Source organism: Streptomyces sp. Y7 (assembly GCF_043195415.1).
GTDB lineage: Bacteria > Actinomycetota > Actinomycetes > Streptomycetales > Streptomycetaceae > Streptomyces.
Map to the genome: position 1 here is coordinate 1 of NZ_JBIDDQ010000014.1, position 25,306 is coordinate 25,306.

15 protein-coding genes and 1 tRNA gene are annotated in these 25,306 nt (G+C 70.2%); 10 read left to right on the forward strand and 6 right to left on the reverse strand.

Going from position 1 to position 25,306, the window contains the following annotated elements; translation table 11 throughout:
- Positions 1-57 precede the first annotated feature (57 nt).
- The 3 genes from ACGFW6_RS28545 to ACGFW6_RS28555 are packed head-to-tail and all read right to left on the reverse strand — an operon-like array spanning position 58 to position 5,141.
- Positions 58-2,202 carry an acetate--CoA ligase family protein gene (locus tag ACGFW6_RS28545; RefSeq protein WP_393515787.1) on the reverse strand — a complete coding sequence of 715 codons (2,145 nt, stop codon included), beginning with the start codon at positions 2,200-2,202 and terminating at the stop codon, positions 58-60.
- 4 nt (positions 2,203-2,206) lie between these two features.
- Positions 2,207-3,448, reverse strand: coding sequence for a formyl-CoA transferase (gene frc / locus ACGFW6_RS28550; RefSeq protein WP_393515790.1), 1,242 nt, complete (start codon positions 3,446-3,448; stop codon positions 2,207-2,209).
- 10 nt (positions 3,449-3,458) lie between these two features.
- The gene (locus ACGFW6_RS28555; RefSeq protein ID WP_393515793.1) at positions 3,459-5,141 is read right to left on the reverse strand and encodes a thiamine pyrophosphate-binding protein; all 1,683 of its coding nucleotides are present in this window, start codon (positions 5,139-5,141) and stop codon (positions 3,459-3,461) included.
- A gap of 145 nt (positions 5,142-5,286) precedes the next feature.
- Between ACGFW6_RS28555 and sucC the strand changes: the two genes are divergently transcribed.
- The 3 genes from sucC (at position 5,287) to ACGFW6_RS28570 (ending at position 8,971) form a co-directional block, all read left to right on the forward strand.
- On the forward strand, positions 5,287-6,420 hold the full coding sequence (gene sucC / locus ACGFW6_RS28560) for an ADP-forming succinate--CoA ligase subunit beta (protein WP_393515796.1): 1,134 nt from the start codon (positions 5,287-5,289) through the stop codon (positions 6,418-6,420).
- A gap of 14 nt (positions 6,421-6,434) precedes the next feature.
- A complete protein-coding gene (sucD, locus tag ACGFW6_RS28565; RefSeq protein WP_393515799.1) occupies positions 6,435-7,319 on the forward strand; it encodes a succinate--CoA ligase subunit alpha in 885 nt (294 codons plus the stop codon).
- Positions 7,320-7,429: 110 nt separating this feature from the next.
- On the forward strand, positions 7,430-8,971 hold the full coding sequence (locus ACGFW6_RS28570; protein WP_393515802.1) for an aldehyde dehydrogenase family protein: 1,542 nt from the start codon (positions 7,430-7,432) through the stop codon (positions 8,969-8,971).
- Between the two features lie 44 nt (positions 8,972-9,015).
- Here the strand turns inward: ACGFW6_RS28570 and ACGFW6_RS28575 are convergent, their stop codons facing one another.
- A complete protein-coding gene (locus ACGFW6_RS28575; RefSeq protein WP_393515805.1) occupies positions 9,016-10,347 on the reverse strand; it encodes a DUF2254 domain-containing protein in 1,332 nt (443 codons plus the stop codon).
- 142 nt (positions 10,348-10,489) lie between these two features.
- On the opposite strand from ACGFW6_RS28575, the gene ACGFW6_RS28580 reads away from it, so the two are divergent.
- Both ACGFW6_RS28580 and ACGFW6_RS28585 read left to right on the forward strand, forming a co-directional pair.
- Positions 10,490-10,574: transfer RNA gene (locus ACGFW6_RS28580), tRNA-Leu, on the forward strand.
- A 320-nt stretch (positions 10,575-10,894) separates the two neighbouring features.
- Positions 10,895-13,561: a SpoIIE family protein phosphatase gene (locus ACGFW6_RS28585; protein ID WP_393516218.1), complete on the forward strand. Its 2,667-nt coding sequence runs from the start codon at positions 10,895-10,897 to the stop codon at positions 13,559-13,561.
- 119 nt (positions 13,562-13,680) lie between these two features.
- Here the strand turns inward: ACGFW6_RS28585 and ACGFW6_RS28590 are convergent, their stop codons facing one another.
- Positions 13,681-14,559, reverse strand: a complete 879-nt coding sequence (locus ACGFW6_RS28590) for an ABC transporter substrate-binding protein (protein ID WP_393515808.1) — start codon at positions 14,557-14,559, stop codon at positions 13,681-13,683.
- Between the two features lie 486 nt (positions 14,560-15,045).
- Here ACGFW6_RS28590 and fusA point away from each other — a divergent pair, with 486 nt between their 5' ends.
- Positions 15,046-17,094: an elongation factor G gene (fusA, locus tag ACGFW6_RS28595; protein WP_393515811.1), complete on the forward strand. Its 2,049-nt coding sequence runs from the start codon at positions 15,046-15,048 to the stop codon at positions 17,092-17,094.
- A 306-nt stretch (positions 17,095-17,400) separates the two neighbouring features.
- Entirely contained in the window at positions 17,401-20,025 is a 2,625-nt protein-coding gene (gene rph / locus ACGFW6_RS28600) for a rifamycin-inactivating phosphotransferase (protein WP_393515814.1), read from the forward strand.
- 82 nt (positions 20,026-20,107) lie between these two features.
- Here the strand turns inward: rph and ACGFW6_RS28605 are convergent, their stop codons facing one another.
- Positions 20,108-21,916 (reverse strand): coagulation factor 5/8 type domain-containing protein, encoded by a 1,809-nt coding sequence (locus ACGFW6_RS28605; RefSeq protein WP_393515817.1) that lies wholly within the window; start codon positions 21,914-21,916, stop codon positions 20,108-20,110.
- Between the two features lie 208 nt (positions 21,917-22,124).
- Here ACGFW6_RS28605 and ACGFW6_RS28610 point away from each other — a divergent pair, with 208 nt between their 5' ends.
- Genes ACGFW6_RS28610 through ACGFW6_RS28620 form a run of 3 tightly spaced genes read left to right on the forward strand, consistent with a single transcriptional unit; the run spans position 22,125 to position 25,286 of the window.
- Complete coding sequence (locus tag ACGFW6_RS28610; RefSeq protein WP_393515820.1) at positions 22,125-23,444, forward strand: ABC transporter substrate-binding protein; 1,320 nt, start codon at positions 22,125-22,127, stop codon at positions 23,442-23,444.
- 5 nt (positions 23,445-23,449) lie between these two features.
- Positions 23,450-24,439, forward strand: coding sequence for a carbohydrate ABC transporter permease (locus tag ACGFW6_RS28615; protein WP_393515822.1), 990 nt, complete (start codon positions 23,450-23,452; stop codon positions 24,437-24,439).
- Between the two features lie 7 nt (positions 24,440-24,446).
- Positions 24,447-25,286 carry a carbohydrate ABC transporter permease gene (locus ACGFW6_RS28620; RefSeq protein ID WP_393516221.1) on the forward strand — a complete coding sequence of 280 codons (840 nt, stop codon included), beginning with the start codon at positions 24,447-24,449 and terminating at the stop codon, positions 25,284-25,286.
- Positions 25,287-25,306 lie beyond the last annotated feature (20 nt).

Here is a 25,306-nt window from a genome sequence, read left to right on the forward strand (position 1 = left end):
GGGGGGGGCCGGGGGCCGGCCGACGCGCACCGGCGGCCGCCCCCCCGCTGCCTCACCTCATGAACCGCCCCCCAACAGTCCCGCCGCCCGTGCCCAGCGGTACTTCGCGCCGAGCACGGCCACCGGCTTCTCGGTCGTGTACGGGTACGCCACGACCCCCCGCTCGTACAGGTACTGGCAGGCCTCCTCGACCTCCACGTCCCCCGCGAGCGACGCGACGACGGGCTTCTCGATGCCGCGCTCCCGGAACTCGGCCACCACGCGCGCGGTGAGCTCCGCGAAGACCATCGGGGGAGTGACGATCGTGTGCCAGTAGCCCAGCACCAGCGCGTGGATGCGCGGGTCCTCCAGGCCGAGCCGGATCGTCGCCTCGTACGTCGACGGCGGCTCGCCGCCGGTGATGTCGACCGGGTTGCCCGCCGCCCCGAAGGGCGGGATGAACTTCCGGAAGGCCTCGTCCAGGTCCGGCGGGATCTCCATCAGGGTCAGGCCGTTGTCGGTGACGGCGTCCGAGAGCAGCACGCCGCTGCCGCCGGCCCCCGTGATGATCACGACGTTGTCACCCTTGGGAGCGGGCAGGACCGGCAACCCGCGCGCGTACTCGAGCATGTCGTTCAGCCCGGGCGCCCGGATGACACCGGCCTGCTTCAGGATGTCCTCGTACACGGCGTCGTCGCCCGCGAGGGCTCCGGTGTGCGACCCGGCGGCCTTCGCGCCCGCGGCCGTACGGCCCGCCTTGAGGACGACGACGGGCTTCTTCGGCACGGTCGCCCGCGCGGCCTCGACGAAGGCCCGTCCGTCCTTGAGGTCCTCCAGGTGCATCGCGATGCACTCGGTGTGCGGGTCCTCGCCGAACCAGGTCAGCAGGTCGTCCTCGTCCAGGTCCGACTTGTTGCCGAGGCCGACGATCGCCGACACGCCCGTCTTCGTGGTCCGAGCGAAGCCCAGGATGGCCATGCCGATGCCGCCGGACTGGGAGGTCAGCGCCACCCCGCCCTTGACGTCGTACGGCGTGCAGAACGTGGCGCACAGGTCCTGCCACGTCGAGTAGTAGCCGTAGATGTTCGGCCCGAGCAGCCGGATGCCGTGCCGCTCGGCGATGGCCACGATCTCGTCCTGGAGTGCGTGTTCACCGGTCTCCGCGAACCCGGAGGGGATCAGTACGGCGTTGGGGATCCCCTTGCGTCCCACCTCCTCCAGGGCCGAGGCCACGAACTTGGCGGGGATAGCGAAGACCGCCACATCCACCTCACCGGGAACGTCCGTGACACTCTTGTACGCCTTGCGGCCCAGAATGTCATCGGCCTTGGGGTTCACCGGGTGGATGTCCCCGGCGAAACCACCGTCGATGAGGTTGCGCATGACCGAATTGCCGATCTTGCCCTGCTCGTTGGACGCGCCGATGACCGCGACCGACGACGGCTGCATCAGCCGTCGCATCGAGGTGAGGATCTCCTCGCGCGAGTAGCGCCGGCGCGGCTTCGCGACCGTCTCGGCGAGGATCACGCGGATGTCGGCGGCGACGGCGCCCTCCGCGGTGGCGATCACCGGGTTGAGGTCCACCTCGGCGATCTCCGGGAAGTCCGCGACCAGTTGCGACACCCGGCGGATCTGCTCGGCGATCGCCCACCGGTCGACGCCCGCCCGGCCGCGCACGCCGTGCAGGATCTCCGCCGACCGGATCGAGTCCAGCATGGACAGCGCCTCGTCGGCGCTCACCGGGGCGAGGCGGAAGGTGACGTCCTTGAGGACCTCGACGAGCACTCCGCCGAGCCCGAAGGCGACGACCTTGCCGAACGTCGGGTCGGTGACCGCGCCGACGATCACCTCCTGCCCCTGCGGGAGCAGTTCCTGCACCTGGACGCCCTCGATTCGGGCGTTCGCGTCGTACGCCCGCGCGTTGTCGACGATCTTGTGGAACGCCGCCCGTACGTCCGCCGCGCCCTCGACGCCGACGATCACGCCGCCCGCGTCGGTCTTGTGGAGGATGTCCGGCGAGACGATCTTCATCACCACGGGCCCGCCGAAGCGCGCCGCGTAGGCCACCGCCTCGTCGACGTCCGTCGCGAGCTCCTCGCCCGGTACGGCGATCCCGTACGCGTCGGCGATCACCTTGCCCTCGGGCGCGGTCAGCGCGGTCCGTCCCTCGGCCCGCACGGAGTCGAGAAGCGTCCGCACCCTGAGCTCGCGGTCTTCGGCCATCACGTCAGATCACTCCGTTCGACTTGAGCAGGCGCAGTTCCTCGTCACCGAGGCCGAGCTCGCCGATGTAGACCTGTTCGTTGTGCTCGCCGAGCAGGGGCGAACTGCTCACCTCGACGGGTGAGTCGGAGAGCTTGAGCGGGCTGCCGACGGTGACGAACTCGCCCCGCTCCGGGTGCGGCACGGTGACGACCATCTTGTTGTCGACCAGCGAGGCGTCCTCGATGATCTCCTTGGTCGACAGGATCGGCCCGCACGGGATGTTGTGCGCGTTCAGCCGCTCCAGCACCTCCCACTTGGGCAGGGTCGAGGACCACTCCTCGATCAGCTGGAACATCTTGTTGAGCTTGGGCAGCCGCGCCTCCGGCGTCGCCCACTCGGGGTCGTCGGCGAGTTCGGGCCGGCCGATGAGCTCGCTCATCGGCTTCCAGCCGACGGGCTGCACGATGACGTACACGTAGTCGTTCGGGCCGCCCGGCGCGCACTTGACCGCCCAGCCCGGCTGGCCGCCGCCGGACGCGTTTCCCGAGCGGGGAACCTCGCTGCCGAAGTCCTCGTTGGGATATTCAGCGAGCGGCCCGTGTGCCAGGCGTTGCTGATCCCGCAGCTTCACCCGGCACAGGTTGAGTACGGCGTGCTGCATGGCCACGTTGACCCGCTGCCCACGCCCGGTGTTCTCGCGCTGGAACAGCGCCGCGAGAATCCCCGCGACGGCGTGCACACCCGTCCCCGAGTCCCCGATCTGGGCTCCGGTCGCCAGCGGCGGCCCGTCCTCGAAACCGGTGGTCGACATCGACCCGCCCATGGCCTGCGCGACGACCTCGTACGCCTTGAAGTTGGTGTACGGGCCTTCGCCGAACCCCTTGATGGAGGCGTAGACGATCCGTGGATTGATCTCCTGGATGCGGTCCCAGGTGAAGCCCATCCGGTCGACCGCGCCCGGTCCGAAGTTCTCGACCATGACGTCGGAGCGCCGGATCAGCTCGGTGAGGATCTCCTTGCCGCGCTCGGTCTTGGTGTTGAGGGTGATGCTCCGCTTGTTGCAGTTGAGCATCGTGAAGTAGAGGGAGTCGACGTCCGGGAGGTCGCGCAGCTGCTTGCGCGTGATGTCACCGGTCGGCGCCTCCAGCTTGACGACGTCCGCGCCGAGCCAGGCGAGCAACTGGGTCGCGGAGGGCCCGGACTGGACGTGCGTCATGTCCAGGACGCGGATGCCTTCGAGAGCCTTGGTCGACGTAGCAGTCATGAAGGCCTCCTCACTTGTACATGGTCTGGTTCATGGTTCCGGGGGCGTACGCGTCCGGGTCGACCCAGACGTTGATCAGCGACGGCTTGCCGGACTCGCGGGCGCGCCTGAGCGCGGGGCCGATGTCGGCGGGGTCACGGACCTCCTCGCCGTAACCGCCCAGCATCTGCGCGAACTTGTCGTAGTGGACGTCGCCGAGGGTGTTGCCGACCCGCTCGCGCTCCAGGCCGTACTTCTGGGCCTGGCCGTAGCGGATCTGGTTCATCGAGGAGTTGTTGCCGACGATGCCGACGAAGGGGAGGTTGTAGCGGACGAGCGTCTCGAAGTCCCAGCCGGTGAGGGAGAACGCCCCGTCGCCGAAGAGCGCGACGACCTCCTTGTCGGGCCGCGCCTGCTTGGCCGCGAGCACGAACGGCACCCCGACGCCGAGCGTGCCCAGCGGGCCCGGGTCCATCCAGTGGCCCGGCGACTTGGGCTGCACGACCTGACCGGAGAAGGTGACGATGTCGCCGCCGTCGCCGATGTAGATCGAGTCCTCGGTGAGGAAGTCGTTGATCTCGCTGACCAGCCGGTACGGGTGGATGGGCGAGGCGTCCGACTTCAGGCTGGGCAGCCGCTTCTCCAGGGCGGTCTGCTCGGCCGCGCGCAGCTCGTCCAGCCACTCCTTGCGCTTGGACGCACCGCCGTTGACGCGCCCGGAGGCGGCCTCGGTGACCGACTTCAGCACCAGTCCGGCGTCGCCGACGATGCCGAGGTCGATGTCGCGGTTCTTGCCGACGGTGCGGTAGTCGAGGTCGATCTGCACGACGGTCGCGTCCGGGGACAGCCGCTTGCCGTAGCCCATGCGGAAGTCGAAGGGCGTGCCGACGATGACGATGACGTCCGCGTTGGAGAACGCGTACCGGCGCGACAGCTGGAAGTGGTGCGGGTCGCCGGGCGGCAGGGTGCCGCGGCCGGCGCCGTTCATGTAGGCCGGGATGTTGAGGGTGCGTACGAGCTCGATGGCCGACTCGGTGCCGCGTGTCGTCCAGACCTGGCTGCCGAGCAGAATCGCCGGCTTCTCGGCGTGGACCAGCAGGTCGGCGAGCTTCTCGATCGCCTCGGGGTCGCCGGCCGAACGGGTGGAGGCACGGTAGGCCCCCTCCTTCGGCACACGCGCCTTGCTCACCGGCACCTTCGCGTCGAGCACGTCGCGCGGGATCTCCAGGAAGGAGGGCCCGGGCGCACCGTGGTAGCACTCGCGGAACGCCATCGACACCATGTCCGCCGCGCGTGCCGTGTCCGGCACGGCCGCCGCGAACTTGGTGATCGGCGTCATCATGTCGACGTGCGGGAGGTCCTGGAGGGACCCCATCTTGTGCTGGGTGAGCGCGCCCTGGCCGCCGATGAGCAGCATCGGTGACTCGGCGCGGAAGGCGTTGGCGACACCGGTGACGGCGTCGGTGGTGCCGGGACCCGCGGTGACGACCGCGCATCCGGGCTTGCCGGTGAGACGGGCGTAGCCGTCGGCGGCGTGGGCGGCGACCTGCTCGTGACGGACGTCGACGACCTCGATGCCCTCGTCTACGCAGCCGTCGTAGATGTCGATGATGTGGCCGCCGCACAAGGTGTAGATGCGGTCGACCCCCTCGGCCTTCAGCGCCTTGGCAACGAGATGACCACCGGAAATGACGTCCTGGGTGTCGTCGGGCATGGCGAAGTCCTGTCCCTTCGTAGGGGGGTGGAACGGCTCTCGCGGTACATTGCATACAGTCGACGAATACTGTATGAACCTTGTTATCCCGCATCCGGTGGGTGGTGTCCAGGGGGCGTGCGGCACTTTTGAGTCAGGAGCCGGAATGGACCTGTACGAACACCAGGCAAGGGAACTTTTCGAAGAACACGGCATCTTGGTGCCGCGTGCGGAGGTGACGGACTCACCGAAGGAAGCCCGCGAGATCGCCCGCCGGCTCGGCGGCCGGGTCGTGGTCAAGGCGCAGGTGAAGACGGGTGGCCGGGGCAAGGCGGGCGGTGTGAAGGTCGCCGCCGATCCGGCCGCCGCCGAGATCACGGCCCGCCAGATCCTCGGCATGGACATCAAGGGCCACACGGTCGGCAAGGTGATGCTGGCCCAACCCGTGGACATCGAGACCGAGTTCTACGTGTCCTACGTACTCGACCGCGCGGCGGGCGGCTTCCTCGCCATCGCCTCCGCCGAGGGCGGCATGGAGATCGAGGAGGTGGCCGCCACCCGGCCCGAGGCCGTGGCCCGCATCCCCATCGACCCGGCCGAGGGCGTGACCTCGGCGAAGGCCAGCGAGATCGCCGAGGCGGCCGGCCTGCCACCGCAGACCGTCGACGTGCTCGTCAGACTCTGGGAGACGCTGGTCCGCGAGGACGCGCTGCTGGTCGAGGTCAACCCGCTCGTACGCACCGAACAGGGCCAGATCCTTGCCCTCGACGGCAAGGTCACCCTTGACGACAACGCCCGCTTCCGACAGGCACGGTGGGGCGCCGAGGGCGTCGAGCACGACGACGCGCTGGAGGCCGCCGCCGCGGCCAAGGGCCTCAACTACGTCAAGCTCGACGGCGAGGTCGGCATCATCGGCAACGGCGCGGGCCTCGTCATGTCGACCCTCGACGTCGTCGCGGGCTGCGGCGCCCGCCCCGCCAACTTCCTCGACATCGGCGGCGGCGCCTCCGCCCAGATCATGGCCGACGGACTCTCCGTCATCCTCTCCGACCCCGCCGTGAAGTCCGTCTTCGTCAACGTCTTCGGCGGGATCACCGCCTGCGACGCGGTCGCCGACGGCATCGTCCAGGCCCTGGACAGCGTCCAGTTGACCAAGCCGCTCGTCGTACGCCTCGACGGCAACAACGCCGCCCGTGGCCGCGCCATCCTCGACGGCCGCGGCCACCCGCTGGTCCAGCAGGCCACCACCATGGACGGCGCCGCGCTGCGGGCCGCCCAACTCGCCGCCGCCACAGCCTGAGGAGACACGACGACATGGCTATCTACCTCACCAAGGAGAGCAAGGTCCTCGTCCAGGGCATGACCGGCGGCGAGGGCATGAAGCACACCCGGCGCATGCTGGCCGCCGGCACGAACGTCGTCGGCGGCGTCAACCCGCGCAAGGCGGGCCGCACCGTCGACTTCGACGACCGCGCAGTCCCCGTCTTCGGCTCGGTCGCCGACGGCATGCGCGCGACCGGCGCCGACGTCACCGTCGTCTTCGTGCCGCCCGCCTTCGCCAAGGCGGCCGTCGCCGAGGCCGCCGACGCCGGGATCGGACTCGCCGTCGTGATCACCGAAGGCATCCCCGTGCACGACTCCGTCGCCTTCACCTCCTACGCGAAGGCGCGCGGCACCCGCGTCATCGGCCCCAACTGCCCCGGCCTGATCACCCCCGGCCAGTCCAACGCGGGCATCATCCCGGCCGACATCACCAAGCCCGGCCGCATCGGCCTGGTCTCCAAGTCCGGCACGCTCACCTACCAACTGATGTACGAGCTCCGCGACATCGGCTTCTCCACCTGCGTCGGCATCGGCGGCGACCCCGTCGTGGGCACGACGCACATCGACTGCCTGGCCGCCTTCCAGGACGACCCCGACACCGAACTCATCGTCCTGATCGGCGAGATCGGCGGCGACGCCGAGGAACGCGCGGCCGCCTACATCCGCGACCACGTCACCAAGCCGGTCGTCGGCTACATCGCCGGCTTCACCGCACCCGAGGGCAAGACGATGGGACACGCGGGCGCGATCGTGTCCGGCTCGTCCGGCACGGCCGCGGCGAAGCAGGAAGCGCTGGAGGCGGTCGGCGTGGGAGTCGGCAGCACGCCCACCGAGACCGCGCGCCTGCTGCTCGATCGCCTGGGCGCACAGGCGTGACGTCACTCATAGTCCATGCCAGGTCACTTTCAGGCGCGTCCGCGCCTCGCTAGCTTCCGCCGTAGCCATCACCAACCGCCCCCGACTGTGCACCGAGAGCGGAGACCCCCATGGCAACCACCCTCACCCTCAAATCAGGCACCTCCTGGGCCGACGCCTGGCAGCGCTGCCTGACCGTCGCCCCGGAGGCCTTCCGGGACGACCGAGTCCTCAACCTCTGGAACTCCACCTGGCAGGCCGACGGCCGTGCCCTGCCCGCCACCAGCCCCGTCGACGGCAGCCCGATCGCCGGACCGCCGCGCCTGGACGGAGACACCGCCCACCAGGCCGTACGCGCCTCGCTCGACCAGCACCGCGCGTGGCGGCACATCCCGCTGGAGGAACGCCGGGCGCGCGTCGCAGCGACCCTCGACGCCCTCACCCAGCACCGTGAACTGCTCGCCCTGCTCCTCGTCTGGGAGATCGGCAAGCCCTGGCGGCTCGCGCAGGCGGACGTCGACCGGGCCATCGACGGCGTGCGCTGGTACGTCGACGGCATCGAGCCGATGGTCGCCGGCCGGGCCCCGCTCGACGGGCCGGTCTCCAACATCGCGAGCTGGAACTACCCGATGAGCGTGCTCGTTCACGCAGTGCTGGTACAAGCACTGGCGGGCAACGCGGTCATCGCCAAGACCCCGACCGACGGCGGTGTCGCCTGTCTGACCCTGGCCTGCGCGCTCGCCGCCCGCGAGGGGCTTCCCGTCACCCTCGTCAGCGGCAGCGGAGGCGAGCTGTCCCAGGCGCTGGTGCGGGCGCCCGAGATCGGCTGCGTCTCCTTCGTCGGCGGCCGCGACACGGGCGCCGCGGTGGCCACGGCCGTCGCCGACCTCGGCAAACGACATGTACTCGAACAGGAGGGACTGAACACCTGGGGCATCTGGAACTACACCGACTGGGACGCGCTCACCGCGGTCGTCCCCAAGCTCTTCGACTACGGCAAGCAGCGCTGCACGGCGTACCCGCGCTTCGTCGTCCAACGTGAGCTGTTCGCCGAGTTCCTGGCGGCCTACCTGCCGGCGGTGCGCACCCTCAAGGTCGGGCACCCCCTGGCGGTCGAGCAGCGCGGCGACCCGTACCCGCAGCTGGACTTCGGGCCCGTGATCAACGCGGCCAAGGCCAAGGAGCTGAATGACCAGGTCGCCGAGGCGATCGACCGAGGAGCCGTCCCGCTGCACCGGGGCGACACGTCCGACGCCCGCTTCCTGCCCGGCCAGGACACCTCGGCGTACGTCCAGCCCGTCACGCTGCTGAACCCGCCGCCGTCCTCGCCACTGCATCACGCGGAACCGTTCGGCCCGGTCGACACGATCGTCCTGGTCGACACGGAGGCGGAGCTGCTGGCGGCCATGAACGCCTCCAACGGCGCGCTGGTCGCCACGCTGTCCACGGACGACCGGGCGACGTACGAGCGACTGGCACCGCAGATCCGCGCGTTCAAGGTCGGCCACGGCAAGCCCCGCTCGCGCGGCGACCGGGACGAGCTGTTCGGCGGGTTCGGCGCGTCCTGGCACGGGGCGTTCGTCGGCGGCGAGCTGCTGGTGCGCGCGGTGACACAGGGACCGGCGGGGGAGAGGCTGCCCGGCAACTTCCCGGAGTACCAGCTGCTTCCGTGAGCGCAGCGCGCACAGGAGCGCCGGGGCATCGGCCGGCCGACCGGTCAGCCGATGCCCTGCCGGTCCGGGCGCAGCGCGAACGCGCGGTCCGTCGCGTTCGGGGCGGTCTCGTCGACGGCCTGGAGGAGCAGTTCGCGATGCCGCAGCAGCGGCTCCCGCCGGTCCGGGTGCGCGAGCAGCAGCAGGTCGTCCAGACCGGCGAGCATGCGGCGTGACACCTGCGGGCTCCCGGGGGCGCACCCGCGCACCTCGGTGAACCCGAGATCCACCAGCTCGGTCCACCCCGGCACGGGCTGCACCAGCCGTACGGTGCCGCCGCGGTCCCGGTGCAGCGCGACGTCCAGGGGACGCCGGGTCAGGGCCGAGAGGAACTGCACGATGCGGTCCAGCGCCTGCACCGCCGTCGTCGGGTCGTTGATCGCGGGCGACAGGGCACGCAGCGCGATGTCGCACAACTGCCGCAGCCCGAAACCGAGATCCTGGTGGTAGGTCCGTTCCACCCCGACGTACGTGGTGTAGCGCAGGGCGCCGGGTGGCGGGGCCGCACCGCCGTGGACGGCCAGCAGGGGCGTGCCCGGCACCACGAAGTCCCCGATCCGCGGGATCAGCCGCAGCACGACGTCGTGTCTGCGGGCCACCCGCACCAGCCGTGCGATGTGCACGTCCCGCAGCACCCCCGCCCGGCCCTCGTGCGGCACCCACGCCGTCGCGGAACCGAGTTCGGGCGGCCCCGGTTCGCCGGTGGGCGGAGGCATCGAAGCGATCGCCCGGAAGGACTCCTTGGCGATCCGCGCGATCACATGGCTGATCCGCATCAGCCGCAGGGTGGTGTTCACGTACAGCACGAAGAGCAGGAGGCTCAGCGCGACCATGAGGAGCGTGAGGATCGACTGCACCAGGGGCAGCGTCGTCACGTCCCGGGGATCGTCGACGGTGTCGAAGGCGGTCAGCACCAGCAGGGTCAGCACGAAGGTGGCCAGGAAGACCGCGAAGGTCGCCTTGGTGATCCGGCTGCGGACGAAGAGCCGCACCACGCGCGGGGTGAACTGCCCGCTCGCCATCTGCACGGCCACCAGCGAGATGCTGAAGACCACGCCGATGAAGGTCATCATCGCCGACCCGACGGCACTGACCACGGCCTTGGCGTCCTGCGCGAACCGCAGCAGCTCGTCGAGCGTCTCGTAGTCGCCCTCGTCCCGCAGCGCGTCCACGATGGCCGTGTCGAGCTCCTGCGCCGCCAGCCAGACCACGAAGACGCCCACCATCGCGGCGGTCGGGGCGAACCAGAACGTGTCCCGCAGATGCTCCCGGAAGGGCGACAGCACACGCGGGCGGCGACCTGCGGGAAGGCTCTGCGTAACCAGCCAGTCACTCATGGTCCGACCCTAGGTGCATCGGAGCACCAGGTCCCGGACCCCCGCCCGGTGGAAGGAAACGCAGGTGAAAGCCACTCCGAAAGCTTGGTATTGTTGTCCACGTCGCCGAGGGGAACACCCCCGGCAAGGCGGCAGACACCTGGTCCGGGTGGCGGAATGGCAGACGCGCTAGCTTGAGGTGCTAGTGCCCTTTATCGGGCGTGGGGGTTCAAGTCCCCCCTCGGACACTCTCTTCGAATCCCGCACCTCCGCATGGTTCTCATGCGGAGGGCTTCTGCTTTTCCGAGGCACCGCGGCCCGCCTCATCCCGTCCTGAGCCGCGCCCGTCCACTCGGTCACTGATACTGAGGAAATGGGCAAACTCGGGCGATACGCCCCAGCGAGCCGACGGGGCGAACGCGTGCCACCGAAAGCCGTGTCACCGGATGCCGGTCCCACGGCCGCGTCACCGGATGCCGGTCCGAGGTCCGGGCCACCGGACGCCGGTCCCGCGGCCGGGGCGCCGGATGCCGGTCCGACGGCCCGTCACCATTCGGCCGGCCGACGTCTGCTGTCGTGGCGGAAGCCGCGCACCGTCGCCGGTCAGGTCTTCCTGCTGCAACTCGTGGTCGTCCTGCTGCTGATCGCGACGGCCGTGACAGCGCTCGTGATCCAGGACCGCAACCGCGCCATCCAGGAAGCCAAGGACCGCTCACTGGTGGCGGCCGAGTCGTTCGCGAATGCCCGGGGCACCGCGGAGGCGATGGAGAGCGACGACCCGACGGCGGAACTCCAGCCACATGCCGAGGCGGTGCGCAAGAAGACCGGCGTCGACTACGTCGTGGCACTGAGCCCCTACGGCTTCCGGTGGACCCACCCGGACACGGACCAGATCGGCAAGCACGTCTCCACCTCCTACGGTCAGGCCCTCGAAGGCGAGCCCCACCAGACCACGTTCGACAGCAGTCTGGGCATGGCGGTCGACTCGACGGTGGCCGTCTTCAACGACGAGGGGACCGCGGTCGGCCTGGTCACCGTAGGGGTCACCGTGGACAAGGTGACCAGTGTGGTGCAGCAGCAACTGCCGGTGATCCTCGCCGCCGGCGGTGTCGCGCTGCTGCTGGCCGCGGGCGGGTCGGCACTGGTCAGCGGGCGTCTGCGGCGGCAGACCCGGGGCCTGGGGCCGGTGGAGATGACCCGCATGTACGAGCATCACGACGCGGTCCTGCACGCGGTCCGGGAAGGCGTGATCATCCTGGACGGTGACGGAAGGGTGCTGCTGGTCAACGACGAGGCGCGCCGGCTGCTCGCACTGCCGCCGGAGGTCGAGGGCAGGCCGGTCACCGGACTCGGTCTGAGCCCCGCCCTGGCCGGACTGCTGGGATCGGGCCGGGCGGCCACCGACAAGGTCTTCCTGGCCGGGGACACCCTGCTCGCGGTCAACGTGCGGCCGGTGGGCCCGAAGGAGGGCAGCGTCGCCACCCTGCGGGACACCACGGAGCTGCGCGCCCTCGCGGGCCGGGCGGACGTAGCGGGCGGACGCCTGCAACTGCTCTACGAGGCCGGCACACGGATCGGTACCACCCTCGACATGAAGCGCACCGCCGAGGAGCTGACCGAGGTGACGGTCCCGCGCTTCGCCGACTTCGCCACCGTCGAGCTGGCGGAACCCGTGCTGCAAGGTGGTGAACCGACGGGGGCCAGTACGGCAATGCGCCACATCGCTGCCGCAGGCGTCCGGGACGACGCGCCCCTCGACCCGGTCGGGACGCTGGTGCGTTACGTGCCCGGCAACCCCGTGGCCACCGGTCTGACGACCGGCCGGCCGGTCCTGGTGGCGCACCTCGCCACGGCCGACGAATGGCGGGCCCAGGACCCGGAGCGGGCCCATCGGATCAACGCCTACGGCATCCACTCCATGATCTCGGTGCCGCTCCAGGCCCGGGGCCAATTGCTGGGGGTCGTGGAGTTCTGGCGTGCGGAGCAGGACCCCTTCGAGCCGGACGACCTGTCCCCCGCCGAGGAACTCGCCACCCGGGCCGCCGTGTGCATCGACAACGCGCGCCGCTACACCCTCGAGCACACCACGGCCGTCACCCTCCAGCGCAGCCTGCTGCCCGGCGCGCTCCCCGAACTGTCCGCCCTGGAGGTCGGGCACCGGTACCTGCCCGCCCAGGCCGGGGTGGGCGGCGACTGGTACGACGTCATCCCGCTGCCGGGGGCCCGGGTGGCCCTGGTGGTCGGCGACGTGGTCGGACACGGTCTGCACGCCGCCGCGACGATGGGGCGCCTGCGGACCGCGGTGCACAACTTCGCCGCCTTGGACCTGCCGCCGGAGGAGCTTCTCGCGCATCTGGACGACCTGGTCACCAGGATCGACGAGGACGCGGCCGCCGAGGGCAAGACGGAGGCCGTATCCGGTGCCACCTGCCTGTACGCGGTCTACGATCCGGTTTCCGGGCAGTGCGTTCTCGCGCGGGCCGGTCACCCCGGTCCGGCGCTGGTCTCGCCCGACGGCTCCGTGACCTTCCCCGACATCCCCGTCGCCCCGCCGCTCGGCGTGGGAGGAGGTCTGCCGGGCGAGAAGGCCGTACTCCGGCTGGCCGCCGACAGCCGGCTGGTCCTGTACACGGACGGCCTGGTCGAGGCCCGGGGCCGTGACATCGACATCGGGCTCGGCCTGCTGAGGGAGGCGCTGGCCGGTACGCACGATGCCACCCTGGACGACACCTGTCAGAGGGTGCTCGACGCGATGCTGCCCGCCAGGCCGAGCGACGATGTCGCCCTGCTCGTCGCACGCACCCGGCTGCTCGACCCGGACCAGGTGGCGGACTGGGAAGTGCCCGAGGATCCCGCGGCCGTCTCCCGGATCCGCGCCGAGGCCACCCTCAGGCTGGAGTCCTGGGGCCTCGGGGAGGCGGCCTTCACGACCGAGCTGATCCTCAGCGAACTGGTGACGAACGCCATCCGGTACGGAAAGAGCCCCATCGGCCTGCGGCTGCTGCGCGATCACGACAGCCTGATCTGCGAGGTCGGCGACGGCACGAGCACCTCCCCGCACCTGCGCCGCGCGACCCTGACCGACGAGGGGGGCCGTGGTCTGTTCCTCGTCGCACAGCTGTCCCGCCGCTGGGGGACCCGGTACACCGACCGGGGCAAGATCATCTGGGCTGAGCAGGGGATCGACGGCGGAGCCGCCGGGGAGCTGAGCGGGCTCCCGATGGCGGGCCTGTGAAGCGGGACGGGAACCGGACCGCCGAACGTCACGGCGGAGCGGAAGCCGGACCGCCAACGTCACGGCGGAACGAAGGGGGAACCGCCGAACGCCACGGGGTGTGCGGTGGTCCGGAGCGTTCAGGAGCCGTCGTCTGCCGTGATGTACGGGATCTTGGCGGGGTCCTGGCCGAATGCGGCCCCGAGATAGACGGCCGACAGTTTGGCGAGTGTCCCGTCGTCGATCAACTGCTTGATGATCCGGTCCAGTTCCTCCCTGTCGGGAGACCCCGCCGGGTACAGGGCGCCGTACCCCTGGTCGGTCCTGTACTGGCCCACCAGGCTCACCCTGCTTCCCGGCTTCTGGGGATAGGCCAGCAGGATGGTCGTGTCGTGGATGACCGCGTCGATCCGCCCCTCCTCCAGCGCCGTGATCATCTCCGGGTCGTTGGCGAAGGCGGTGACGGGCTTGGTCGGCCTGATGCGGTCCTCGACGAACTCCTCGCCCGTGGTGCCCTCGGCCACCCCGATGTGGACGTCACGGACGTTGTCCTGGTTGATCTTCTCGCCGTCCCTGATCAGCAGTCCCAGGGTCGAGGAGAGGTACGGCGGGGAGAACTCGGCGACCTTGCTCCGTTCCGGGGTGATCGTGATCTGTGCCAGGGCCAGGTCGAAGTCCTTCGTCCGGCCGGACACGACCTCCGGGAAGGGGGCGTTCTTCACCTCGACCCGGTCGAGTCCGGACCGGTAGGCGATGTTGGCGGCCATGCAGTACTCGTAGCCGCTCTTGACGGTCTCCGGTGTGTCGCCGTTCCACCAGCCGGGTGCGGGCAGGGTCGTCTTGACCGTCAGGGCGCCCGCCGTCTCGGGCGACAGATGAAACTCCCCGTGATGCCCCGAGACCTGGCAGTCGCCGTAGCGCGGGTTCGACGACTCCGACCTGCCCTGGTCGCATGCCGATGCCGCGACGATGAGCGCCCCGCTGACAGCCAGAGAGACGATCGCTGCCGCGGCGCGCATCATTGCACCTCCGGTAGGGGCATACTCCTCGATTCACCATAAAACACCCCGGCCCTTACGACCGCGAGGGCCGCGTGGCCGAGTCCCGGCGGGCCGCGTCGAGGACACAGCAGTGCGCCTTGTCGTGCCCGGCCGGGGGACCCGTCGGAAATTCCGTGGCCCCGCCGCCCCGCCTCTCCCTACACTCGCATCGACATCGTGACCAGCGAGGGGAGCCCGGCCGTGCGTGATCACGTCGCTGTCGCCGCTCCCCGTTCCCGGTCCTTCCGGTCCGAGGTGATCCTCGTGTCCTCGTCCTCCCGGTGCCCGCTGCGCGGCCGGTACCGGATGCCCGTGACGAACCTCTGACAGCGCCCGAGCACCTCAATCCCTGTACTCCGCCTCATTCCTGACGGAGTGACAGGTCGCGCTCGCGTGCGTCCGCCCGTCGTCCCGGAATCGCGCTGACCCCTTTCCGTTTCCGGAACATCCGAAAGGCCAAGGGCCGTGCGCACCGACCTCAACACCCTCGCCGTCATCCGCAACCTCGGCATCCTCGCCCACGTCGACGCGGGCAAGACCACCGTCACCGAGCGGATCCTGTACGCCACCGGCACCACGCACAAGCGCGGCGAGGTCCACGACGGCACCACCGTCACCGACTTCGACCCGCAGGAGCGCGACCGAGGCATCACCATCTTCGCCGCGGCCGTGAGCTGCGCCTGGGACGGCCACCGCATCAACCTCATCGACACCCCCGGCCACGTCGACTTCGCCGACGAGGTCGAGCGGGCTCTGCGCGTCCTGGACGGCGCGGTCGCCGTGTTCGACGCCGTCGCCGGGGTCGAGCCGCAGAGCGAGTCCGTGTGGCGGCAGGCGGACCGGCACGGTGTGCCCAGGATCGCGTTCGTCAACAAGCTGGACCGCGCCGGAGCCGACCTCGACAGGGCCGTCGAGTCGATCAGGGAACGGCTGCATCCGACCCCGCTGGTCGTGCAGTTGCCCATCGGCGCGGAGGACGGCTTCCGCGGTGTCGTGGACCTCGTACGGATGCGGGCGCTGGTGTGGGCCGACGGCGCCGACACCTTCGTGGTGGAAGAAGTGCCCGCGGAGCTGAGGGAGGAGGCCGAGCGGCGCCGGCGGTCGCTGGAGGAGGCCGTCGCCGAACTGCACGCGGACGCGCTGGAGGAGTTCTGCGCCCGGTCGACGCTCGCGCCGAAGACGCTGGTCGCCGCCTTGCGGGAGCTGACCCGCACGGGCGAGGGCGTGGTCGTGCTGTGCGGCTCCGCCTACCGCAACCGCGGTGTCGAGCCGCTGCTCGACGCGGTCGTGGCGTATCTGCCGTCGCCGCTCGACGTGCCTGCCGTACGCGGCCTGCACGACGACGCCGACGAGGAACGGTCCGCCGATCCGTCGGCGCCGTTCGCGGGGCTGGCGTTCAAGGTGAGCGCGACGCCGACCGGACGGCTGACGTATCTGCGGGTGTACTCGGGAACCATCGGGAAGGGGGACACGGTGCTGGACGCCACGGCGGGACGCACCGAGCGGATCGGGCGGATCCTGCGGGTGCAGGCCGACCGGCACGCGCAGGTGGACCGGGCCACCGCCGGGGACATCGTGGCCGTGATCGGTCTGAAGTCGGCTCGCGCGGGCTCCACGCTGTGCGCACCCGGCGCGCCGCTCGTCCTCGAACCGCCCGGCGTCGCCGACCCGGTGGTGTCGGTCGCGGTCGAGGCCCGCAGCTCCACCGACACCGACCGGCTGGCCACCGCGCTGGCCCGGCTGGCGGAGGAGGACCCGTCGCTGGTCGTGCGGACCGACGCGGAGACCGGGCAGACGGTGCTGTCCGGGATGGGTGAACTGCATCTGGAGGTCGCGGTGGAGAAGATCCGGCGGGAGGCCGGCCTGGACGTCAACGTCGGCCGCCCGAGGGTGTCGTACCGCGAGACCGTCGGCCGAGGCGTGGCCGGCTTCGTCTTCCGGCACGTCAAACAGGACGGCGGCGCGGGTCAGTTCGCGCATGTCGTGCTCGACGTCGAACCCCTGGAGACGGGGTCCGGCTTCGAGTTCCGCTCGGCCGTGGTCGGCGGCCGGGTGCCGCAGGAGTACGTCCGCGCCGTGGAGGCCGGCTGCCGGGACGCCCTCGCCGAGGGCCCCCTCGGTGGTCACCCGGTGACCGGGCTGCGGGTCACCCTCACCGACGGGGCGACCCATGTGAAGGACTCCTCCGACACCGCCTTCCGCACGGCCGGCCGTCTCGGCCTGCGCGACGCCCTGCGCGCCTGCGCGATGGTCCTGCTGGAGCCGGTCGTCGAGGTCACGGTCACCGTGCCGGAGGACGCCGTCGGCACCGTGCTCGGCGACCTGGCGGCACGACGCGGCCGGGTCTCGGGCTCGGTGACCCGGGCGGGCGCCGCGGTCGTGACGGCGACCGTGCCGCTGGCCGAGCTCTTCGGTTACGCGACGCGGTTGCGCAGCCGGACCCAGGGCCGCGGCACCTTCACGGCCCGGCCGACCGGCTACGCGCCGGCGCCGGTGGTGACACCGGCCCGGTGAATGACGGGGGCGGCCCCACTCGTACGCGGGTGGGGCCGCTCTCGGGCACGGCAGGTGGCGCACGCATACACGGAGGCCGCACGCGTACGCGCACGACGTTGCTCGGCTCGCCCCGGTCCCGCGAGGCACCCGTCGGACGGCAAAAAGAAAAGGCAAGGAGAACTGTCTCTCCCTGCCACTCTCAACATATAGCGCACCGGGGGGCTTGCCACAAGGCCCGGGGCACGGCGCAGAATCGTCGGCCGATGCCGCAACCTGGCATCGCAAGTCCTGCCCGCCGGATCACGGCGCCCCGGAGGTATCGCGTTGACTGAGCTGTACGTGTTGGGTCTTCAGGAGATCGACGAGTCGCAGGTCGCTGTCGTGGGAGGCAAGGGCGCGCACCTCGGAGGGCTGTCGCGGATCGAGGACGTCCGCGTCCCGGTCGGCTTCTGCGTGACGACGGACGCCTTCCGGCGGATCATGGCGCAGGCCCCGTCGATCGACGAACTGCTCGACCGGCTGGCGCAGGTGGACCCGGACGACCGGGAGGCGATCCGCACGCTCAGCGCGCGGATTCGCCGCGCCGTCGAGGAGATCCCCGTCCCGGACGATCTCGCGACGGCGATCACCGGCGCGCTCGCCGGGCTCGACGAGCGGGCCGCCTACGCGGTGCGATCCAGCGCGACGGCGGAGGACCTGCCGACGGCGTCCTTCGCCGGCCAGCAGGACACGTACCTGAACGTCGTGGGGCCGAAGGAGATCCTCCGGCACATCAGCCGGTGCTGGGCCTCGCTGTTCACCGAGCGCGCGGTGACCTACCGCCGGCGCAACGGCATCGACCACCGGACGGTCCGGATGGCCGTGGTCGTGCAGCGGATGGTCATCCCGCGGGCGTCCGGCATCCTGTTCACGGCCGACCCCGTCACGGGCAACCGGAAGGTCGCCACCGTGGACGCCGGCTTCGGCCTCGGCGAGGCCCTGGTGTCCGGCCTGGTGAACCCGGACGTCTTCAAGGTGCGGGACGACGAGGTCGTCGCACGGACGATCGCCGCCAAGCAGCGTGCCGTGGAGGCCCTGCCGGGCGGCGGTACACGGGACGTGGCGATCGAGCAGGAGCGGCAGGAACGGCCCGCGCTGACCGACGCGCAGGCCGTGGAGCTCGTGCGGCTCGGGCGGCGGATCGAGGCGCACTTCGGCCGCCCGCAGGACATCGAATGGTGCCTGGCCGACGACGGTTTCCAGGTCGTGCAGAGCCGGCCGATCACGACGCTGTTCCCCGTCCCCGAGCGCGACGACGGGGAGAACCACGTCTACGTCTCCGTCGGTCACGGGCAGATGATGACCGACCCGATGAAGCCCCTGGGCTACTCCATGTGGCAGTCGACCGCCATGGTGCCGATGTACGAGGCCGGCGGAAGGCTGTTCGTCGACGTCACCCGGCGCCTGGCCGCACCCGCGAGCCGCGCCGGTCTCCTGGACGTCCTGGGCCGGGGCGATCCTCTGATCAGGGACGCGCTGGAGACCGTCCTCGACCGCGACGCATTCGTGCCCTCGCTCCCGGACGCGGACCCCGGCGGGCCTCCGGCCGGCGGTGCGGCCCCGGCCCCGCTCGAGACCGATCCGGCCGTCGTCACCGAGCTGATCGAGCGCAGCCGGACGTCCGTCGCCGCCCTGGAGCGCGACATCCGGACGAAGACCGGACCGGAGCTGTTCGACTTCCTGCTGGAGGCCTTCGAGGAACACAAGCGAGTCCTGAGCGACCCGCTGAGCATGCGGGCGATCATGGCGGGGATGGAGGCCACGTGGTGGCTCAACGACAACCTGCTGGAGTGGCTGGGCGAGAAGAACGCGGCGGACACGCTCACGCTGTCCGCCCCCGGCAACGTCACCTCGGAGATGGGACTCGAGCTGCTCGACGTCGCCGACGTGATCCGTCCGCACGCCGAGGTGGTGGCGTTCCTGCAGGGCGCCGGGGACGAGGGCTTCCTGGACGAGCTGGCCAAACTGCCCGGCGGGACCGAAGCACGCGATGCCATCGAGTCCTACCTCGACCGGTACGGCATGCGCTGCGTCGGCGAGATCGACATCACGCGGCCCCGGTGGCGTGAGCGTCCCACCACCCTGGTGCCGGTGATCCTCGACAACGTCAGGAACTTCGGGCCGGGCGCCGCCGTGCGCCGCTTCGAGCAGGGGCGGCACAGGGCCGAGCAGAAGGAGCAGGACGTGCTGTCCCGGCTGCGCGCCCTGCCCGACGGGGAGCGGAAGGCCGACGAGACCAAGCGGATGATCGACCGGGTGCGCACCTTCATCGGGTACCGGGAGTACCCGAAGTACGGGATCATCAGCCGCTACTTCGTCTACAAGCAGGCCCTGCTGCGGGAGGCGGAGCGCCTCGTACGGGCCGGTGTGCTCTCCCGGGCGGAGGACGCCTTCTACCTGACATTCCATGAACTGCGCGACGCCGTGGGCTCGAACCAGGTGGACGAACGGCTCATCCGCGAGCGCGAGGACGCGTTCCGTTCGTATCACGCGCTCACACCGCCCCGGGTGCTGACCTCGGACGGCGAGGCCGTCACCGGCTCCTACCGGCGCGACGACGTGCCCGCCGGGGCCCTGGTCGGTCTGCCGGTGTCCGCCGGGACCGTCGAGGGGCGGGCGCGTGTCGTCCTCGACATGGCGGAGGCCGATCTCGAAGCGGGCGACATCCTGGTGACGCCCTTCACGGACCCCAGCTGGTCGCCGTTGTTCGTCGGAATCGCGGGGCTGGTGACGGAGGTGGGCGGCCTGATGACCCACGGCGCGGTGATCGCCCGGGAGTACGGTCTGCCGGCCGTCGTGGGCGTGGAGCAGGCGACCCGGCGGATCCGGGACGGTCAGCGGATCCGCGTGCACGGAACCGAGGGGTACGTCGAGATCCTGCCCTGCCCCCCTGACCCCCTGACCCGCTGACCCGCTGACCCGCTGACCCGCTGCCGCTCTCCCCGGACGGAGATCCCGGGAGAGCAGCCCGTCACCGGAGCCCGGCGGGTCGTCAGGGGTACGACACCACGGTCGACGGCACCGTCGAGGTCCCCGACGTCGGCGACCCCGTGTCGTTGATGACGCACTCGTACTGCCCGTTGCCGCCCAGCGACACGACGAGCAGGTTGTGGAAGCGCACCCCGGACCGCACGGGCGCGGCGAAGCCGTGGTGCTGCACGATCGTCGGGTCGACGTTGTAGTAGCAGTAGCTGCCCAGGCCCCAGCCCTCGTGCGTGGTCACGCCGTCGCCGACCTTGTAGGCGGCGTAGCCCTTGAGGGAGCCGTTCTGGATGGCGGCCTGGTTCGGGGCGTCGTACGCCTTCTCGTTCTGGAAGAAGATCGTGCGCCCGCGCTGGCCGTTCCACTGCACGTCGTACTTGTTGAAGTGCTCGACGAACAGGCCGGTCGCCAGGACGTCGTCGCCATTGACGACGACGCCGTAGTCGGCCCGGTTGGTCTCCCAGCCGACGCCCTCGCCGTGGTCGGCCCGCCACACCCAGGTGTGGTCGACGATCGTGTGCCGGCTGTTGATCACCATGCTGGTGGTGGCCTTGCCGGCGCCGGCGCCGCCGATGCGGACGAACACGTCCTGGACCGTGGTGGGGTTCGCGGAGTGGTCCCGGGACGCGCCCCGCGGCCCGATCTCCAGCAGGGTCGAGGAGTTGACCGGTCCGGCGTCGACCAGGAACCCGGCCAGGCGGACGCCGTCGACGTCGGCGACCTTCACGGCCGTGACTCCGCCGTCCGGGATGAGGGTCGCGTAGCCGAGGCCGAGGACCACGGTGTTCGCGCGGTTGACCTGGACCGGCCGGTCGAGATGGTAGATCCCGGGGGTGAGCAGCAGGTGCAGGCCCTGCGTGAGCGCCTCGTTCAGGGTGGCCGCGGAGACGCCGGGCCGGGCGACGTAGAACTGTGACAGCGGCAGCGAGGTGCCTCTCGGGGTGCCGTTGCCCCAGGTGACGCCACGGGCGTCGGTCCGCTTCTCCGGGAGGAAGACCCGGTATTCGTTCCCCTGGAGGTACAGGAACGGCTTCTCGCGCGAGACCGGAGTGGTGGAGAGCGTGGTGTACGGCGGGTTGGGGAAGCTCTGCGCGGGGGCGCCCTCGACGCCGGAGAACACCATGTTCCACACGCCGTTGAGCCAGCTGCCGATCGCGCTGTCGCGGGTGTACCACTGCTGCTGCGAGTACGGTCCGACCTGCCCGTCGATGCGGCTGTCCGCGATGTAGCCGCCGCTCGCCCAGCCGTAGCCGGTGGGGGAGAGGTTGAGGCCGCCGCGGACGTGCATCCGGCGGAACGGTGCCGCCTGCGCGACGGCCCACCGGTTGGTGCCGTTGACCGGGACCAGGGCCAGGTTCTCCGCCGACCGCCAGAAGTTCTGCGTCGCGTTGCCGTTGAACCAGCCGGCGTCGACGGTGACGTCGCCGTTGATGGTGGTGTCGTCGGGGGACAGGCCGAGGCCCGCGATCGAGGTGTAGAAGCCGAGCTGGGCGTTGAGCCCGTTGTAGGTGCCCGGCTTGAACAGCAGGGCGTAGCGGCCGGTGCCGAACTGCGCCGACTCCTGCCGGCGGAAGACCTCGTCGAGGCGGGCCTGGATGCCGGGGGTCGAGGGGTCGAAGACGATGACGTTCGGGCCGAGGTCTCCGCCGCCGGGCAGTGCGCGTGGCTTCTTGCGGGCCGACGGGGCCGCGGAGGACGGGGCCGCGGAGGACGGCGTGGCCACGCCCAGCACGGCTGCCGGTGTGGCCGCGGCGGCGGCGCCCAGCAGGGTACGGCGGCCGATCGAGGGGGGCCGGGAATCCGGGGAGGAAGCAGGCATAGGGGCGGCTCTCCTTGTTCAGGAAGTGAACGTGGTGGGGTTTGGGAGCGCTCTCTCGCCGGTGAATGGTTCAGCTGTAAAACGATGGAGTCAAGACTTTGGACCAGAGTCCGGGGACTGTGTCAAAAGCCTTGACGCGGCGGCTCCTTAGGGCTTAACTCACGCTCTAAATTAAGCAGCAGTACTCCCGGAAGGGACACCTGGAGCCATGCGCACAACGCGAGCCGCGGCCGTAGCTGCCGTCACCATGTCTCTCGCCCTGGCCGCAACGGCCTGCGGAGGCGGTTCGTCCACCGACGGCGGGGGGTCGAACGACGCACCGAAGACCCTCACCTACTGGGCCTCCAACCAGGGCGCCAGCATCGAGGTCGACAAGAAGGTCCTCCAGCCCGAACTCGACAAGTTCGAGAAGCAGACCGGCATCGAGGTGAAGCTGGAGGTCGTGCCCTGGTCGGATCTGCTCAACCGGATCCTGACCGCGACCACCTCCGGCCAGGGCCCCGACGTCCTCAACATCGGCAACACCTGGAGCGCCTCCCTGCAGGCCACCGGGGCGCTGCTGCCGTGGAACGCCGAGAACTTCGGCAAGATCGGCGGCAAGGACCGGTTCGTCGACTCCGCGCTCGGCTCGACCGGCGCCGAGGGGCAGGACCCCGCGGCGGTGCCGCTGTACTCGATGTCGTACGCGCTCTACTACAACAAGAAGATGTTCGCCGACGCGGGCATCTCCAAGCCGCCGGCCACCTGGGAGGAGCTGGTCGCCGACGGCAAGAAGCTGTCCAAGGGCGGCAAGTGGGGCCTGGGCGTGGAGGGTTCGAACCCGTCGGAGAACATCCACCACGCCGTCGTCTTCGCCAAGCAGCACGGTGCCGACTTCTTCACGGCCGACGGCAAGCCGGACTTCACCTCCGACAAGGCCGTCGAGGGCGTCAAGCAGTTCGTCGACCTGATGGCCAAGGACAAGATCATCGCGCCCGGCAACGCCGAGTACGCGCAGAACCAGTCCGTCAGCGACTTCGCCAAGGGCAAGACGGCGATGCTGCTGTGGCAGTCCGCCTCCGCCAACCTCAAGTCGCAGGGCATGAGCGAGGACGCCTACGGCATCGCGCCGGTGCCGGTGCAGTCCGGCACCCCGGGCTCCGGCACCAGCGTCAACTCCATGGTCATGGGCATCAACCTGGCCGTCTTCAAGAACACCGACAACATCGACGGTGCCACGAAGTTCGTGAAGTTCATGACCAGCGACGACGAGCAGAAGATCCTCAACGAGGCCTACAGCTCGATCCCGCCGGTCAAGGGCGCGCAGTCGGACGAGTCCTTCAACACCCCCGCGAACGCGGTCCTGAAGGACACCCTCGCGCAGAGCGCCATCGCGGCACCGCAGGTCGCCGACGAGTCCCAGTTCGAGACGGCGGTCGGTACCGCCATCAAGGAGCTGTGGGCCGACGCCGCCGGCGGGCGCCCGGTGACCACGGACTCGGTGAAGGCGGCGCTGGAGAAGGCCCAGCAGCAGATGCCGACGAAGTGAGCACGATGACGACCACGGTGCCCGCCGAGGCCGAGGTGCGTCGGAGCTCCCCCGGGACGGCGGACGGCCCCCGCCGCCGTCCCGGGCGGATCCGCCGCATCGGACTGCCTTATCTGCTGCTCCTGCCCGCCCTGCTGCTGGAACTCCTGGTCCATCTGGTGCCGATGGTGATCGGTGTCCTGATGAGCTTCAAGGAGCTCACGCAGTTCTACATCCGTGACTGGACCACCGCGCCCTGGAACGGCATCGACAACTACCGGATGTCGGTGGATTTCAACGCCCCCGTGGGGGAGGCGCTGCTCCACTCGTTCCTGGTCACCCTCGCCTTCACGCTGCTGTCGGTCGGGCTGTGCTGGCTGATCGGCACGGCCGCCGCGATCTACATGCAGGACACCTTCCGCGGCCGGGGTCTGCTGCGCGCGCTGTTCCTGGTGCCGTACGCGCTGCCCGTCTACACGGCCGTGATCACCTGGGTGTTCATGTTCCAGCACGACAACGGCCTGGTGAACCACGTCCTGCACGACCAGCTCGGCATCACCGACAAGCCCTCCTTCTGGCTCATCGGCGACAACAGCTTCATCGCGCTGCTGACGGTGTCGGTGTGGAAGGGCTGGCCGTTCGCCTTCCTCATCGTCATGGCCGGCCTGCAGAACATCCCGAAGGAGCTGTACGAGGCGGCCGCGCTCGACGGCGCGGGCATGTGGCAGCAGATCCGCCGCATCACCCTGCCGTCGCTGAGCCCGGTCAACCAGGTCCTCGTGCTGGTGCTGTTCCTGTGGACGTTCAACGACTTCAACACGCCGTACGTCCTGTTCGGCAAGACCGCGCCGCAGGCCGGGGACCTCATCTCGGTGCACATCTATCAAGCCAGCTTCGTCACCTGGAACTTCGGCACCGGTTCCGCGATGAGCGTGCTCCTGCTGCTGTTCCTGCTCGTGGTGACGGGCGTGTACCTCGTCCTCACCTCGCGCGGACGGAGGACCAAGAATGCGTAACTCGCCCATGGCACCGCCGCGTTCCTTCCTGTGGTCCCGGCGGATCTTCCTCACCCTGCTCACCGGCTTCGTCCTGGTCCCCGTCTATGTGATGGTCTCCAGCTCGCTCAAGCCGCTCGCGGACGTCTCCGGCCAGTTCCGGTGGCTGCCCAGTGGCCTGACGATCCGCCCGTACATCGACATCTGGTCGACGGTGCCGCTCGCGAGGTACTTCGTGAACTCGCTGATCGTGGCGGGCGCGGCGACGGTGTGCTCGGTGGTGATCGCGGTGTTCGCCGCGTACGCCGTCAGCCGCTACACCTTCCGCGGCAAGCGGGTCTTCACGGTCACCGTCCTGTCCACGCAGATGTTCCCGGGCATCCTCTTCCTGCTGCCGCTGTTCCTCATCTACGTCAACATCGGCAACGCCACCGGCATCGCCCTGTTCGGCTCGCGCGGCGGCCTGATCCTGACGTATCTGACCTTCTCGCTGCCGTTCTCGATCTGGATGCTGATCGGGTACTTCGACTCGGTGCCGCGTGATCTGGACGAGGCGGCGCTGGTCGACGGGTGCGGACCGCTCGGCGCGCTGTTCCGGGTGGTCGTGCCGGCCGCGATCCCCGGCATCGTCGCGGTCGCCGTCTACGCGTTCATGACGGCCTGGGGCGAAGTGCTCTTCGCGTCCGTCATGACCAACGACACCACCCGCACCCTCGCCGTCGGCCTCCAGGGCTACTCCACGCTCAACGACGTGTACTGGAACCAGATCATGGCCGCCTCGCTCGTCGTCAGCGTGCCCGTGGTGGCGGGCTTCCTGCTGCTTCAGCGCTATCTGGTCGCCGGCCTGACCGCGGGCGCCGTCAAGTGATCCACACCCCCCGTTCCGAG